The sequence below is a fragment of the Bacteriovorax sp. HI3 genome (genome assembly GCF_059738875.1).
This window is the reverse complement of sequence record NZ_AP026946.1, coordinates 1472384-1487102: the sequence shown is the minus strand read 5'-3', so window position 1 is coordinate 1487102 and position 14719 is coordinate 1472384. Positions and strand designations below refer to the sequence as shown.

Below are 14719 nucleotides of genomic sequence, written 5' to 3'. Positions count from 1 at the left end.
GATCAGTGATGGTCCTTAGGTCCTGTTGTTGTTTTAAACACGTAGTCCCAAAGAGGAGAGCTGACGCCGTACTTGCTTCTCTCACCAGAGTAGTGGTGCTGAAGGTGGTATTTTCTAAGGTACTTCCCTACTTTTGATGTCATCGCAAAGTGGTGAGTTGCATAGTGAATGTAGTCGTAACAAAGGTATCCCACCATAAAATAGGCCATGATAACGCCCAGGTATTTATCCGGGAAAAACAGGGAGAAAAAACTCCACAGGAGGAAAAAAATTAATATCGCCGGAACCGGTGGCATCACCAGTCTCGTCGGGTCTTGAGGGTCATCGTGGTGAAGACCGTGGAAAAGGAAAACAAAATATTTTCCCGCGCGGCTTTTAGCGTCCCAGTGAAAAACATAACGATGAAGAATGTACTCCATGAATGTCCAAAGAATTAAACCAAAGAAGAAAAGAAAAACAAACTCAGCACTTGTTACACCTTTTACAGTTGCTCCACGATAGAGTAAAAACAAAATGACCGGTGTCCATAAGAGCAGCGGCACGATCGGATGAACGTGAGTGAAGGATTCAAGGATAGGATTCTTAAAGATCCTGATAGATTCGCCATTGTGCTTTTTCATGGCCCTATAATTATAATAAAAGCTCTCGTCTGTAAATTAAGGCACCCTATGAAGACTTTCTTTTTTACACATTTTTTTATCCTCTCAGTTACTCTGTTCTCCACTAGTTACAATGCCTTTGCAGGCACTGCTAAATTGGACATCAAAAGCGAGCTCTCAGACGCTGAGATTCGTCAGCTTGAGGGACGCGAGTTTATCGTCAGAACCATGGACGTCCCGGGCTCTGCCTGGCCGGAAATCACCTATTACGCCCTTATCAATGCCTCACCACTGGAAGCTGTAGGGCTTTTTGCCGCTTACGATATTCAAAAGGACTACACACCTAATCTTTTAAAATCCACTCCAGTCAAACACGTCAGTCCCACCGATGTTCAGACCGAGTATGAGCTCCACATTCCCTTTCCTCTTTCCAACGCCAGGTACATTCATGGCGCAAGAATTTTTAAGCACGCTGATGATTATGAAGTGCAGTGGTATATGGTGGAGTCTTCTTCAAGTGAAGATGTACGCGGTGGTGCTTACTTTCAAAACTACAATGGAAAAACTCTTCTTCGCTACCGCACGTATGTAAAACCGAAATCTATCTTTGGAAGCTTCGTAAAAAAAGTGATGTTCAAAGATGTTGAAAAATCCATCGTCGCCATTCGCACCTTCATTGAAAGAACTGTGAAAGAGAATTCCGCTTTAAGCAGTAAATATTCTGAGTTTATAACTCGTGCTCTTCGTGGTGAATTTGTTTATCAGACTATTATTGATAAAAAATAATACCCGAGAAAAGGCCCTTTTATTGCTCCAAACTTAGGACTAATTTTTTGCCCCTGTGATCTGTAATGAACAGTTACGAGCACTTGCAAAGGGCCTTAAAAATGGTCCGTTGGATGTCAGAAAATTGTGATGAAAAGTAAGAAAAAACAGCTATCTAAAAATGTAAACGCACCATAGTATTTATCCATAGAGACAAACGGATACACGTTGATGGTCGACGACTAGAAATGGATTTTGAAGCGTCGATTTTTTTCCCTTAGCCAATCACATCTTCCTCAATACTTCCCCACAATTCTTTAAGCACCGGCCCCATGGGCTTACTGGCATCTCTGACCATATAGATTTCAATATCGCGGTCTTTAATCAGTGGAGTTTTTATTGGAGAGAGCTTCTTTGATGTGAGTTCTGCTTTAATCAAATCGTATGGCAGACCTCCCCAACCAAGTCCTTGCACGATCAGTTCTTTCTTAAAACCAATATCACTTACGGTGAGGCTCTTAGAGCCTTCTAAAACACCGGTAGTGACTTTAGAGATGCGTCTGGCACTGTCCGCGAGAATAATCTGGTTGTGATTGCGCAAAAAAGCATCAGTGATTTTCTTTTCGTTTTTAATGAGCTGAGTGCTGATAACCGAAATCATTTTTGTCTTCGTCATAAGCCTCATATCAAACGTGTGCTCAACTAAGGGTTTAGGCGTAATGGCAATATCCACATCGCCATCTATAAGTCGCTCTACAGTCCCAGAGAGAATTTCAAATTGCAGCACGAGTTTTGTTGAAGGGTGTTTGGTAAAAAAGTTTTTAAGGAATTTTAGTACCAATGAAACCGGGCTAACGGCGTCGATACTTACACGGATTTCTGGCTCAACTCCTTTACTCATCTGCATCGCCAGTGCTTCGAGTTCACGGAATTCTCGGAGTAAAAGTCTCGCCTTTTGATAAAACACTTTTCCATCCGCCGTTAAACTCGGTCGGTATTCATCGCGTGAGAAGAGCACTATTTGGTACTCTTCTTCCAGCTTCTTGATTGCCATGCTAATAGAAGGCTGGCTTTTGTGGAGATAATCGGCCGCGGCCTTAAAACTTCCCTCTTTAACGATGGCCTCAATAGTCAACAGCTGTTCAAGTGTCATCTCTACAATCTCCGTACTTTTCTTACGTTAAACATCATCACAAAAACTTATTAATCCAATAGATAAATTATAATTTGTTTTTATACAAACCTAAGTTAGGATTTTTGACAAGAATATTTCTTTTTTAAGTTTCGTTAGGAGGAACTATGTTAAGACAATTACTCATTGCTACTGCTCTATTCTCATCAGTTGCGGCCTTCGCAAAAACAGAAAAAGTGGAAATTGATCCAGCTGCTTCAAAAGTGGTTTACACAGGAAAGAAAACTCTTGTGGATAGTAAACACACTGGTGAAGTTAAGATTAAAGACGGTTTCCTTAACTTTGACGGAAACACACTTAAAGGTGGGGAATTCGTTATCGATATGACGACAATCACAAACACAGACCTTACAGACGCTGAGTACAATAAAAAATTCGTTGGCCACATCACAAGCGCGGATTTCTTCGACACAGCAAAGTTTGGAACGTCTAAACTAGTGATTAAGAACGCTAAAAAAGAAAAAGATAACACTTACAACGTGACTGGTGACCTTACAATCAAAGGAAAAACTGCTCCAGTTAATTTCACAGCACTTGTGACAAAGTCAGAAGCTTCTGCTAACATCACAGTTGATAGAACTAAGCACGATGTAAAGTACGGCTCAGGATCATTCTTTAAAGATCTTGGTGACAAAGTTATCGCTGACAACATCGAATTCGTTGTAACACTAAAAGCTAAGAAGTAATTTTATAGGAGAGTTTAAAATGAGTGATATCGCGCAACTAATTAGAACAATTCCCAATTATCCCAAAGAAGGAATTATGTTTCGCGATATCACTACTCTCTTAAAAGACCCAAAAGGGTTTCAGACCACTATCAATATGCTGGTGGAAAAATACAAAAACGCACCTATCGACTACATCGCTGGAATTGAGGCCCGCGGCTTCATTCTAGGCTCTGCGCTTGCTTTTGCTCTAGGAAAGGGATTTATCCCGGTTAGAAAAAAAGGAAAGCTTCCAGGAAAGACAATCACTCAAAGCTACGACCTTGAGTACGGTTCAGACACTATCGAAATCCACGACGATGCCCTTCACACGGGCGCTAATGTCCTTTTAATCGACGATCTTATTGCGACTGGTGGAACTGCTATCGGTGCCATCACTCTGATTGAGAAAGTTGGTGGAAAGATCTACGAGACGGCCTTTGTGGTCGACCTGCCGGAATTAGGTGGGGCCAAAAAAATCCAGAACATGGGACATAAAGTCTTCACTCTATGCTCATTTGCCGGACACTAGTTTACCTCTGACATAAATATTATCTATTTTTTATATGGTACTTTTTGTACCTATCCAACTATAAAGCCTCCATTCAACTTTTGGAGGCCTTATGAAAAACACACTTTTAGTTCTTTCTCTTCTTTTGACATTCACAGCTTTTGCTAAAGACATGTCTCGCACTGAAAAATACGAAGACGCTTATGTTGAACTTGAAGACGGCTCAAGCCAATACATTGGAGGGTGCTCAGTTCACCAGGACTATGAAGGAAAACTTTTTACAGTTGATAGCACGATCGTAAAATACTTCGAGCCTGAATATAACAACGCTGAAAGTACGATGGCCAAACTTAAAAAAGTAGACCCCATTCTTCTGGCGGCAGCTGCAGAAGGTTCAGGATCTGATGTAAAAGAATTCTTCTCACAAGTTGATGACATCACTCTTGAAAAAATCACCAGCACTGTATTTAAAGGCCTGGATCTTTACCGCTTCAACATCGGAGTTGGCGGTGGAAACGGCTACTACGAAGTGTACAACCGCACTGAGAAAAAAGGTGTTGTGAGCTATACTAAACTATCAAATGTGTTTGATGGAGATATTGAGTACTGTGACAGCAGCGTTTGGTTAAATAAGTAAGAATAAAAAAGGCAGGTCAAAGACCTGCCTTTTTTTTATTATTTTGCAGTGACGACGAAATTTGCTCTTCTATTTTTCGACCAAGACTCTTCATCGTGACCAAAAGAAACTGGTTTTTCTTTCCCCAACGAAATCATCGAGAGTTTTTTTCCATCCACTCCGCGTCCGGTTAAATAATCATACACCGTCTGTGCTCTTTTTTCCCCTAACGTAAGGTTAAACTGCGAGCTTCCTCTTTCATCGGCATGACCTTCAATTTGAATATTCACTGCTGCATTGGCCACCAAAAAAGCGATATTTTCATCCAGCATTTTTTTAGACTCCGCTGTGATATTGGCCGAGCGGTAATCGAAATAAATGGTTTTTAAGTGACCAGCTCTCCCCGAATCAGAGTCGCCGTTTAGTTCCAGGACATAATCATTTTTTCCTGAGACATCGGCATCGCTGTTATCAGCACCATTTTTTTTCTTAGCGCTTGAACAGGCCACAGCAAAAATTAATAATGAGAAAAGACAAAGTTTTTTTAACATTCATGACCTCTAGTTGGATTAAACTCTTAACCGCTATGATAAGGCCCAAAAGCAATTTGATGAACGATTTGAAAATAAAATTAATCTTATCTTAGAAAGGCAGATGAAAAAGTAAAAGACACTAGCAGGCTGATCCTTGGGGTAACCAACCCACCAGTGTTGTGTCTTCGGTGTACGAAGGGCTTTCGTACGGACATCATAACTCACGTCTCGGAATTTTTTTTGGGTTAGTGTATTTTTTTTAGAAGTCCTCTTTTCAAAAAAAGACAAATAAATCAAGAGGATAAGTCGAAAATATGATTAATTTTATCTTCGAATAAACACCAAAGCGCAAAGCTTCTTGATCCTGTGTCACAAGATGTTTATCATTTTCGGATGGACACTACTGCACATATCATTATCGCTGAAGATGAACCCACTATTGCCAATAAAGTAAAAGAACTAATCACCGAACTCGGCTGGAATTCGGATTTAGTCGGCAATGTTCCTGATCTTCTAGAAAAATTAGGAAGCACAAAAAGGCCTTATGATATTGTCGTCCTTGATCGCATGATGGGTGGAGCTGATTCGGCCGACTACGTCGCCAACATTCGCATGCAATACCCCGCTTTGAGAATTTTTGTTTTATCCGCCATCGACTCTTCACTGGAAAAAGCGAAGCTGATTGATAGTGGAGCTGACGAATACCTCGCCAAGCCTTTTGAGTCCACTGAGTTTAAAGCAAGACTAAAAGCTCTTATCAGAAGATCATCTAATTCAGATGCTCATCTCAATTACAGTGTGGCCAACCTGACACTCGATCTCATCCACCGCACAGTTGCCGTTGATGGTGAAGTGCTAAACCTCACTGCTAAAGAATTTTTGGTTCTCCACGCTCTTTGCTCAGTCATCGGAAAGATCTACAGCAAAAACCAATTGATTGAATCCATCTGGGGCTTTTCTCTGGAAAATGAAACAAATGTAGTTGAATCAACAATGAATAGTTTAAGAAGAAAACTGGAAAACGCCGGTTCAAAAGTGCAGATTAAAAACACCCGTTTTGTAGGATACTGGGTTGAAGTTTAGATTTTTCCTCATATTACTGCTCTCTCTTTGTACCGTAGGACTCGTGCTCTCGGTAAGTTTTAGTTATTACCTAAACACCGCACGCCTGGAGCTGATTGACCTGCAATTGAGAGAAAGTGCGGTTGCTCTAGTTAACTCGGAACTTCCAGATATTAAAAAAATCAATTTTGATGAAGCTGAAGAAATTATTTCTGAAGAGTTGGGAAGTAACCGCGTAGGTAAATTTTTTATCGTCAGAACTGATCCAGGTGAAATTATTTTCAAATCGCAAAGTGCGACGCTGATGAATATCGATCCTCCAAGAGAACCACAGGTCTACTCGTACAGTGTCAATGGAAAGACTTTGCGAATCCTGAACTTAAAACTTCCCAAGAGACCTGGAAAAACACTGCAAATCGGGGCGGTCATTGACCCTACACTATTTGACTGGTGGTTTATTTCCAATAAGCTTGCTTTATACTTAGTCGTTACGATCATTCCGATTCTTATTTTTTCAATTGTACTTACCAAATACCTGCTCAATCCATTAAAACTAATGGCGGGACATCTTCAACTGGCAAGCCAGGACCTGCAGAATTTAAGACCAGTCCCTTCACTTCCTAAAAAACTTCTTAAATACACAAAAAAATCTTTTTTAAACAACGATGAATTCTCTTCTCTGGTCGATAATACCAGCGATCTTTTAGAAAGAATTAATATCAATTACAAAATGACCAAGCCGTGGACGTATCAGCTGGCCCACGAAATAAAGACTCCACTTTCTATTTTAAGTTTTGATGTTGAATCTTTAAGTGAAGAGAAATTAAAAGACCCGACTCTAACCCAATCGATGCATGAACAAATTGAGAGAATCTCTAATATCGTTTCGCAATTTCTAGAGTGGGCCAGTGTTGAAAACACTCAACAAAAAGATAATTTATTCGCGATTAGAATTGCCAGCTCGATTGAAAATCAGATTGAAGGTTTAAATCGCCTGCACCCTGGAAGAATTGAATATAAACTGAAAGAAGATTTTGTCGTCATCTCCAATCCACAACATCTTTTACAGTTGATTACCAATCTTTTAACCAACGCTTTAAACTATTCGCCGGAATCCTCTCCTGTGACCATTGAGTCTTTCGACAACACTCTTCGCATCAGTGACCTGGGGCCTGGAATTCCGAAAGAAGTTATTGAGAGAATCGGACAGCCATTTAATTCCGGGCCACACAATCCAGTACTCAAACATAAACGCACGGGTTTAGGTTTAGCGTGGATCAACACATTAACAAAACTTTATAACTGGGATCTCGATATCAATTCGGGAACTCACGGCACAATTATCACGATCAAATTCACAAAAAATCTCATCACTTAGTCGCTTTTTCCCTCGAAGATAAAGAAAATTTTATTTTACATTTCTACTGTTTCACCAGGGTGAATGTTATAGTTGGAACTAATCAACAAATGGAGATTGAAGATGAAACACTTGTTACTGGCCTCTGCACTTTTATTATCACTAAACGTGGCCCACGCTAAGAAAGCACCAAAAAAAGCAAAACTTTCTAAAGAAGATGCAAAAGAACTTTGCCTTACAACAAAAGGCGCTGAGCTATCAAAGAAAGAACTTAAAAAATGTATCGCAAAAGCTATGCGTACAGGAAAAGCTTAAGAGCACTTTTTCTGTATTCATATACTCCTAGGAAATGGCCCCCTTCTTTAGCCTATTGAGAAGGGGGTTTTTTTTTAAGCAAGTTTAAGATTTACATTGATGTTTCCACGAGTCGCATGTGAATACGGGCAAACCACATGGGCAGTCTCCATCAGTTTTTCGGCCACAGCTCTCTCTACTCCGTTTACGTTAACGGTTAATCCAACCTCAAGCATAAACCCGCCGTCTTCTCTGGCGCCAAGGGCAACTGTCGCCTCTACAGATGTATCTCCAATAGCAATTTTTTGAGTACGCGCCACATGTCTTAAGGCACTTTCAAAACAGGCCGCATACCCGGCAGCAAAAAGTTGCTCTGGGTTTGTCGCTCCCCCTTTGCCTCCAAGCTCTTTAGGGGCCTGAAGCCTTACTTCCAGCATTCCGTCATTTGATCTTGCAATCCCGTCGCGTCCACCACTAACCTGCACTGATGTTTGATAAAGTGTTTTCATATTAAGTCTCTCCTTTTTTTTGTTATTCACTGAAGTCATCCTACCTCGCCATTAAATTGCATACAATTTAATTTTATGCTATGATGTTAGACAAGACCTGCACAGGAGATAAGTATGGCAAAAAACAAGACTTCTAAAATCGACAGCGAAAAAATTCTGCTTTTAGACAACCAGCTTTGTTTCAAGCTCTACGCTGCCAGCAAGGCCATGACCCAGGCCTATGCCCCCTTGCTGGCCCCATTGGATTTAACCTATCCGCAGTACCTGACGATGATGGTTCTTTGGGAAAGCGATGACCTCGCCGTTAAGGAGCTGGGAGAACGATTAAGCCTTGACTCAGGAACTCTTTCACCATTGATAAAAAAACTTGAGGCAAAAAAAATTTTGACAAAAAAAAGATCTGAAGAAGACGAGCGCGTTGTTACAATCAAACTCACGCAAAAAGGAATAGATTTAAAAAAGAAAGCACTTCAGGTTCCGCAGCAGATTGCCTGTCAATTAGAGTTAAAAGAAAAAGAATTTTTTGATTTGCAAAAGCGCCTGAATCAGCTGATTAAAAATTTAAATCAAGCTGCCCTCGTTGAGTGATCACTCGTTTTGACAAGTGGCCCATTCATCCAGAGATGACCGGACAGTTCTCTCCAGAAGGGCCCCATTTTTAAAAGTCTCAAGAGCCCCCTGTCTGGCCAAAATACCAATATACTTTTTTTGCCTGTCCCAAAAGGGATAAGCACCATAACTTCCCGGACTCGAAACGCGCACACCTGGAGTGCAGTTATAAGTTGAATTCTGGCACTCATGCCATAAACCAAAACCATAATGCCACATTTCTCCAAGGGCATTGACTGCCGGAGAATTGCCAAAAGCAACTGCCGCAGTCTGATCCATTAAAAGTTGCGATTGCAGATTGGCCGAAAGGAGCGTCTCATTTTTTAGAGCGCGCAAAAAGGCCAGATACTCACTTGCTCTCCAGTGCATTCCACCTGCGAGTCTTGGGTTAGCACTCGATGGAAGGTCATAGCTCCCTGTAGAAAAAAGCCCGGTTTCTGATTTGAAACTATTAAAAATGTCCTGCCATGACGAAACACCTTTTGCTTTGATGGCCATTAAACCTGCCACTTGCATGTGGGTGCTTGAATAATAAAATTTTGATCCTGGAACAACACCATTGCCTGAATTGGTTGTGGCGATATTGCGCACACAATTTTCAAAGTCAAAACTTCCAGCGTTTAAACAAAGAGGTTCTGTTTCCAGTCCTGAAGTAAAACTTAAAAGTTGAGCAAGATTGATGTTGTAAAGAGAATCAGTGCTCACAATCGGCCACGATGAAATATACTTTTGTGGTTTATCGGTCAGGTTTAAATAACCCTGATCCACGAGTCGCAAAATAATAACAGAAGAGACAAGCTTTGAAGTCGAGGCCGATTCATAAAGACTCGAAACACTAGAAGTGCCTCGGCTAAATGTGTATTGTCTTCCGTCAGAGCGCTCCACTAAAAGTGTGAAGTCAGCATCTGTTGTGGCATTGGTGAGTGTTTGTTTGAGCTGGTTTTCAATCGCCGCTGTTGAGCAGGTCAAAGGTCTAATCACTCCATCGACTCCTTCATCTTCCACTGTTGTTTTGTCTTTTTGACAAGAGACCAAAGCGGCCAGTAGCAGAAGGAGTGAGAGTTTTTTCATATCAGACCCAGTTGATTTTTTTTAAATACTTCTTCACATACGAAGCCGCCCCTTGCGGTTCGTGGTGCGGAAGTTTGGATGGCTTATCTATTGTAACCCTGTTGTTTTTTTGCACAAGGGCTTCCATAAACCTCTCGGCCCCATCATCGCCTACAACCAGGTCATCAATCCCTGAAATCAGGTGAATGTCCTGGTTTGTCAGTGCCAGATTATATTTTTCGTCTCGAATCCATGGGAAAACATTGTCCGGTTTAAGCTCCGGAGACACCAGTTGTTCCCTGACTTTTAAAGTCGACTTATAAAAAGGCGTATCAAAGAGATGGACCACATCTTTTGGCGCCATCCCGAGTCCTACGCCCACACCTCTTTTTTCATAGCCTTCAAATTCCTTCATCATCAGGGCCTTTAAGGCCAGGAGGGACCCGAGCGAATGCCCACCTAGGACAAGTTTTAACTCTCCTGGAGCTAAGAAGTGTTCGTTGAGTGGAAACTCTTCTTTAAAGGCCAAAGAAAGACCTTTAAAAGCTTCTAAAAAGAGTTTATGAGCATGCTCTTTGAATTCTTCAAAGCTTTCGACTTCAGAGTAATTTCCCTGGTAGTGACCGGGAATATCAAAAAGCGCACACGAGACACCCACTTCGGCCAGGCGAATAGGCCAGTTAATGATCGAACTCTTATCCGCAGTGTAGCCGTGAGTAAGAATGGCAAACGTCGGTTTAATCTCTCCGTCTAAATCCGGAAGGAAGTACATGACGTTCGTTTTTTGATTCTGATAGTTGAGATAGCCTTTTAGAATTTTCATAGGGCATTTATAACAAAAAGGGAGACTAGATGTCTCCCTTCTTATGTGCAATTTGTTTAATCTAAATTATTTTTTGTAGACAACTGGCCACTCTGATTCTTCTCCATCGCAAGAATCTTTCACTCTTGCTTCAATAAGAACAAAACGCTGGTTTTCCGGGCTGTATTGATAAGTCGCTGAGCTTCCACAGTCCCCCATTCCACGACCTTTTTGGAATGTTCCAAGAGTTTTAGTTTCAGCATCATAACCAGCGCCCATTAAATCAGATGTTGCCATGATTGAACCGTCGGCCGCCACTTCTGCGACTGCAACGTTAGTCACTTCTCCCCATGGAGAAACGATATAAGCTTTTTCTAGAGAATTGTACGCATACATTTCACAACCAAGAACATAAAGTGTTCCACCCTTTGGTGAATACTCTGATCCTGGAAGTTGATAAGCTTCTCTTTGTAGGTATTCATTTGATGCAAATTCAGGACATGCATTTGTATGACGGTCTAGAACTTCTTTTGGAATAGAGATCTCACCAGCAAACGCAGTCACAGCAGACAAAGTAAGAGCAAGAGCGAATAAAGATTTCATTTTCATGGAAAACTCCAAGTTTAAGTGTGTGTTGATGTCCGTTTTTAACACGCCTAGGAATTTTTTGTTTGGAATCTGAAAACTTTATAGGCTACAAAACCCTTATTTTTTTAAGAAAATAGTTTGACGGACTACCTCAAATACTTTATTTTTTAGATTCCAAAAAATGGTCGCGCCCAGGTAGCTCAGTCGGTAGAGCAAGGGACTGAAAATCCCTGTGTCGGCGGTTCGATTCCGTCCCTGGGCACCATCTTGGAACTTTAAAAACCTCGTTTAACCCACGAGGTTTTTTTTTGCCTTTTTTCAAGCAATTATCAAATCTTCTCTCTTTCTTTTTAACTTACTCTGATATCGACAGTAAACTTTTAACTTCGTCTGCACTTAAGTCAATCAATAGGTCTTTTTGGCGTGAGGTTTCCCCTCTTTCAAGTTCGATTCTGCTTTTGCTGATCCCTAAAAGCTTAGCAAAAAAAGCGATGACCTCTTTGTTGGCCTCACCATCAACAGGCGGGGCCTTGATCTTGACCTTTAAGCGAGGTGGTTCTCCATAGAGACCAGAAATTTCGTTTTTACTTGCCCCTGGCTGGACATAAATTCGAAGAATGGATTGTGAATTTTTAGCAGTTATAATAGTCATTTGATTTTGAACGTGAAAAGCATTCAAGTAAGCTATCGCTCATTCACATTTCCTCTCTCTCGGGAAAGCGCATCAGCCTTTCAAAAGGCCATCTTTTAAGCTATAAAACAAGAGTAATGAGCGCTCTAAAGTCTGTCTATTTTTTATTCATCGTTTTTCTTCTTATCGGATGTTCCGCTTCCCACAACAGTGCCCCATCGACAGGTATCATTTCGCAAGAAAAAAATTACCCGATAATGATAACCAACAACCCAATTGTTTTTGTGGCCAATGTTCCCGTTGTAGGAATGAAAGGACATTTAAATGCTTTTGGTAATCACGGGACATCTATTGTCGACTCCATTCCTGGTGGAGACCTTTATATCCGTTACCCTAACGGCCATTTAAAAAACCTAACAGCTGAAGCAGGTTTTGGAATAGCTTCTGGAGAAATTCAAGCGGGCGCTCAGGCCATTGCCGTTCGCCAGCCAACCGTTCACTGGAGTGGAGATAAAATTCTTTTTTCTATGCTTGTAGGCGGCCCAAAAGAGCGCTTTGATAGAGCAAGCAATAGACGTTGGCAAATTTATGAAGCATCTGGGCTTAATGAATCCGACACTGTCGTTATAAAAAAAATTCCTTACCAGTCTTCAAAGTACAACAACCTCTCTCCGATCTATGGGGCCACTGACGATATCATTTTTGTTTCAGACGCTCCTCTCTACAATATGAAACACACCTACCCCCAACTGGATGAGTATGAATCAACTCCTTCCAACACCGGGATTTGGAAAATCAATCTGCAGACAAAAAAACTTTCAATGATCGAACACGCTCCAAGTGGCGCTTACGATCTTTCTCTCGATAGTTTTGGTCGAGTTATCTTTACCAAGTGGGATCACTTAAAAAGAGACCAGCAGGCCGATGCCGACCGCTATGAAAAAGGAAGTTACCGGGCCTTTGATTTTCCCGATGAAACTTCAAGCGCTGTCAGAACAAAATTTCCAGAACTCGATGAAAATGGAAAATACCTGGCCGACAAACGCGGAGTGCTTTATGAACTCTTCCCTGAAGCGCGCTCAATAAAAGATCCGACTAAGGACCCTAACGAGTCGATTAATAACTTTAACCAGTTTTTTATCTGGCAAGTTAACGAAGACGGCTCTAACGAAGAGACTATTAACCATGCTGGCAGACATGAGTTTGGTGGCTCTTATATGCCTCCCGTTTTTCTTGATGACCCCAACTTAAGCGAATTTTTACCTCGAGAAGGTGTGAATAAAAAAATGCGCGACACGATTGCCGGCAATGCGGGGATCTTTCAATTAAAAGAAGACCAGGACAATCCTGGAACTTATTTAGGAACATACGCCCTGGAATTTGGTCGCGAAGCTGCCGGTCGCATTGTGGAGTTCAATCTTCCTCCTGGAAAAAATCCGGAAGATGTCATCATGACTGATTACACGAATGCGACGCTGGATTATTTTCCAGAAAGAACAAGTGACAGGCTTCCATCAATGACCGGCCACTACCGCAACCCTGTAAGGCTTGCAGACAGAAGTATTCTGGTGAGCCACACCAATGAATACCGCCTCAATGAAGACGATTCAACGGACCCAGGGACAACCAGACCGCGTTTTATTTTCAGACTCAAAAAAATGATCCCTAATCCTTTTGATACGGACATGATTGCGGGCAATCCACTGACGGAAGGAATTGTTAAACACGTGCGCTGGTGGACAGATGCTGAAGCGCCTAAGGAATACTTAGGTCAACTCAATGAAACAGACGCTGTCGAAGTGCGCCCGCGCCCACGTCCTTCAAGCACTCCTCTCATGGCCACTGACCCCATTGAAAAATCAGTGCTCACTGAAGAAGGTGTTGATGAAGTCGAATTGCAAAATTGGCTTAAAGAAAAAAAACTGGCCCTGATCGTTTCCCGCAACGTCACGATGAGAGATAAGGCCGATGTCGGCCAGCCATTTAACCTGCGCATCCCTGGTGGTGCCGAAAACATTCCGGCCCAAGGGAAGGTTTACGACATTTCTAAGCTTCAAATCTTTCAGGGTGAATTAACCCGCAGTTATGAAAAACAAGATGGTCGCAGAGTCTATTCTCGTCCGGTGAGAAATAATGAACATCATCCGGATATTGAAAAATTCTATACCGACAAAGGAAAAGTGGAATTGGGTCTTGATGGATCGATGGCCGCTTTTGTTCCTGCAGGAAGGGCCCTTTCATGGCAGTTGGTTGATCCAAACGGAAAACCAGTTGTGCGCGAGCGCGTTTGGGTGAGTTTTGCTCCAGGTGAAATTAGAACGTGTGCTTCTTGCCACGGAATCAACTCAACCACTCACAACAAATTACCTGAGCCAAAAAATAAACCAGAGGCCCTAAGAAACTTAATTCGCAACTGGAAGTCGCTTAAATAATCATCCGCACATTCTTTTGCGAAGAGAGATGTTCTCTTTATTTTTAATCTGATCAACTAAGGCGGAGGCCTTATAAAGCTCATGATAAGAAGATTGAATCGTCAGCAGATAGTTCTGGCTTAAACTCTTAAACTCTTCGTTTCTTTTGCGGACATTCATCATAAGGACTGACGGTGTTGTGGCCGCTTCTTCTGCAATACCTGCCTCGATTTTGACATTGTAGCGCTGAAAGGCTTCGATATACTTATTCATCTCGGACTCATGCACTTTGAGCTTCTCTTGAATATTGACGATTGAAGCATTAAGCGAATCCAACTGAAAAGAAAAATGATCGACTCCGACCTCACGGTCTTTTGTATAATTAATATTTCTCATGAGCGAATCGCACTTTCGTCCCAAGTTAATGGCGAGGAAGTGAAGCTCATGGACCTTTTTAAGGCCGACTCTTACTTTGACTATCGAACT

General features: G+C 41.7%; 18 protein-coding genes and 1 tRNA gene. 10 read left to right on the top strand and 9 right to left on the bottom strand.

What is annotated here, in order from left to right; translation table 11 throughout:
• Positions 1-2: 2 nt before the first annotated feature.
• On the bottom strand, positions 3-620 hold the full coding sequence (locus tag AC6JA8_RS07460; RefSeq protein ID WP_497976500.1) for a sterol desaturase family protein: 618 nt from the start codon (positions 618-620) through the stop codon (positions 3-5).
• Between the two features lie 48 nt (positions 621-668).
• Here AC6JA8_RS07460 and AC6JA8_RS07455 point away from each other — a divergent pair, with 48 nt between their 5' ends.
• The gene (locus AC6JA8_RS07455; protein WP_497976499.1) at positions 669-1385 is read left to right on the top strand and encodes a hypothetical protein; all 717 of its coding nucleotides are present in this window, start codon (positions 669-671) and stop codon (positions 1383-1385) included.
• Positions 1386-1641: 256 nt separating this feature from the next.
• Here the strand turns inward: AC6JA8_RS07455 and AC6JA8_RS07450 are convergent, their stop codons facing one another.
• Positions 1642-2517: a LysR family transcriptional regulator gene (locus tag AC6JA8_RS07450; protein WP_102243207.1), complete on the bottom strand. Its 876-nt coding sequence runs from the start codon at positions 2515-2517 to the stop codon at positions 1642-1644.
• Between the two features lie 146 nt (positions 2518-2663).
• On the opposite strand from AC6JA8_RS07450, the gene AC6JA8_RS07445 reads away from it, so the two are divergent.
• From AC6JA8_RS07445 to AC6JA8_RS07435, 3 genes are all read left to right on the top strand, one after another.
• Complete coding sequence (locus AC6JA8_RS07445; RefSeq protein ID WP_497976498.1) at positions 2664-3242, top strand: YceI family protein; 579 nt, start codon at positions 2664-2666, stop codon at positions 3240-3242.
• 19 nt (positions 3243-3261) lie between these two features.
• Entirely contained in the window at positions 3262-3792 is a 531-nt protein-coding gene (locus tag AC6JA8_RS07440) for an adenine phosphoribosyltransferase (RefSeq protein WP_497976497.1), read from the top strand.
• Positions 3793-3883: 91 nt separating this feature from the next.
• Positions 3884-4408, top strand: a complete 525-nt coding sequence (locus tag AC6JA8_RS07435) for a hypothetical protein (protein ID WP_497976496.1) — start codon at positions 3884-3886, stop codon at positions 4406-4408.
• Between the two features lie 38 nt (positions 4409-4446).
• Here the strand turns inward: AC6JA8_RS07435 and AC6JA8_RS07430 are convergent, their stop codons facing one another.
• Positions 4447-4938, bottom strand: coding sequence for an OmpA family protein (locus tag AC6JA8_RS07430; protein WP_497976495.1), 492 nt, complete (start codon positions 4936-4938; stop codon positions 4447-4449).
• A gap of 375 nt (positions 4939-5313) precedes the next feature.
• Here AC6JA8_RS07430 and AC6JA8_RS07425 point away from each other — a divergent pair, with 375 nt between their 5' ends.
• The 3 genes from AC6JA8_RS07425 (at position 5314) to AC6JA8_RS07415 (ending at position 7654) form a co-directional block, all read left to right on the top strand.
• Positions 5314-6003 (top strand): response regulator transcription factor, encoded by a 690-nt coding sequence (locus AC6JA8_RS07425; RefSeq protein WP_497976494.1) that lies wholly within the window; start codon positions 5314-5316, stop codon positions 6001-6003.
• Positions 5993-7360: a sensor histidine kinase gene (locus AC6JA8_RS07420; RefSeq protein ID WP_497976493.1), complete on the top strand. Its 1368-nt coding sequence runs from the start codon at positions 5993-5995 to the stop codon at positions 7358-7360. Before AC6JA8_RS07425 ends, AC6JA8_RS07420 begins: the two co-directional genes overlap by 11 nt.
• 102 nt (positions 7361-7462) lie before the next feature.
• Positions 7463-7654: a hypothetical protein gene (locus AC6JA8_RS07415; protein WP_497976492.1), complete on the top strand. Its 192-nt coding sequence runs from the start codon at positions 7463-7465 to the stop codon at positions 7652-7654.
• Positions 7655-7728: 74 nt separating this feature from the next.
• Here the strand turns inward: AC6JA8_RS07415 and AC6JA8_RS07410 are convergent, their stop codons facing one another.
• The gene (locus tag AC6JA8_RS07410) at positions 7729-8142 is read right to left on the bottom strand and encodes an organic hydroperoxide resistance protein (protein ID WP_497976491.1); all 414 of its coding nucleotides are present in this window, start codon (positions 8140-8142) and stop codon (positions 7729-7731) included.
• 114 nt (positions 8143-8256) lie between these two features.
• Here AC6JA8_RS07410 and AC6JA8_RS07405 point away from each other — a divergent pair, with 114 nt between their 5' ends.
• Entirely contained in the window at positions 8257-8730 is a 474-nt protein-coding gene (locus tag AC6JA8_RS07405; protein WP_497976490.1) for a MarR family winged helix-turn-helix transcriptional regulator, read from the top strand.
• Here AC6JA8_RS07405 and AC6JA8_RS07400 read toward each other — a convergent pair whose 3' ends face one another.
• From AC6JA8_RS07400 to AC6JA8_RS07390, 3 genes are all read right to left on the bottom strand, one after another.
• Positions 8731-9822, bottom strand: coding sequence for a serine hydrolase domain-containing protein (locus AC6JA8_RS07400; RefSeq protein ID WP_497976489.1), 1092 nt, complete (start codon positions 9820-9822; stop codon positions 8731-8733).
• A gap of 1 nt (position 9823) precedes the next feature.
• Positions 9824-10624 (bottom strand): alpha/beta hydrolase, encoded by an 801-nt coding sequence (locus AC6JA8_RS07395; RefSeq protein ID WP_497976488.1) that lies wholly within the window; start codon positions 10622-10624, stop codon positions 9824-9826.
• 66 nt (positions 10625-10690) lie between these two features.
• Positions 10691-11212, bottom strand: coding sequence for a DUF1176 domain-containing protein (locus tag AC6JA8_RS07390; RefSeq protein ID WP_497976487.1), 522 nt, complete (start codon positions 11210-11212; stop codon positions 10691-10693).
• A gap of 168 nt (positions 11213-11380) precedes the next feature.
• Between AC6JA8_RS07390 and AC6JA8_RS07385 the strand changes: the two genes are divergently transcribed.
• Positions 11381-11456, top strand: a tRNA-Phe gene (locus AC6JA8_RS07385).
• A gap of 90 nt (positions 11457-11546) precedes the next feature.
• Here the strand turns inward: AC6JA8_RS07385 and AC6JA8_RS07380 are convergent.
• Positions 11547-11843, bottom strand: coding sequence for a DUF167 domain-containing protein (locus AC6JA8_RS07380; RefSeq protein WP_497976486.1), 297 nt, complete (start codon positions 11841-11843; stop codon positions 11547-11549).
• Between the two features lie 116 nt (positions 11844-11959).
• On the opposite strand from AC6JA8_RS07380, the gene AC6JA8_RS07375 reads away from it, so the two are divergent.
• Positions 11960-14254 (top strand): HzsA-related protein, encoded by a 2295-nt coding sequence (locus AC6JA8_RS07375; RefSeq protein ID WP_497976485.1) that lies wholly within the window; start codon positions 11960-11962, stop codon positions 14252-14254.
• On the opposite strand, the gene AC6JA8_RS07370 is transcribed toward AC6JA8_RS07375, so the two are convergent.
• Entirely contained in the window at positions 14255-14629 is a 375-nt protein-coding gene (locus AC6JA8_RS07370; RefSeq protein ID WP_497976484.1) for a hypothetical protein, read from the bottom strand. It abuts the gene before it with no gap.
• Between the last annotated feature and the right edge of the window lie 90 nt (positions 14630-14719).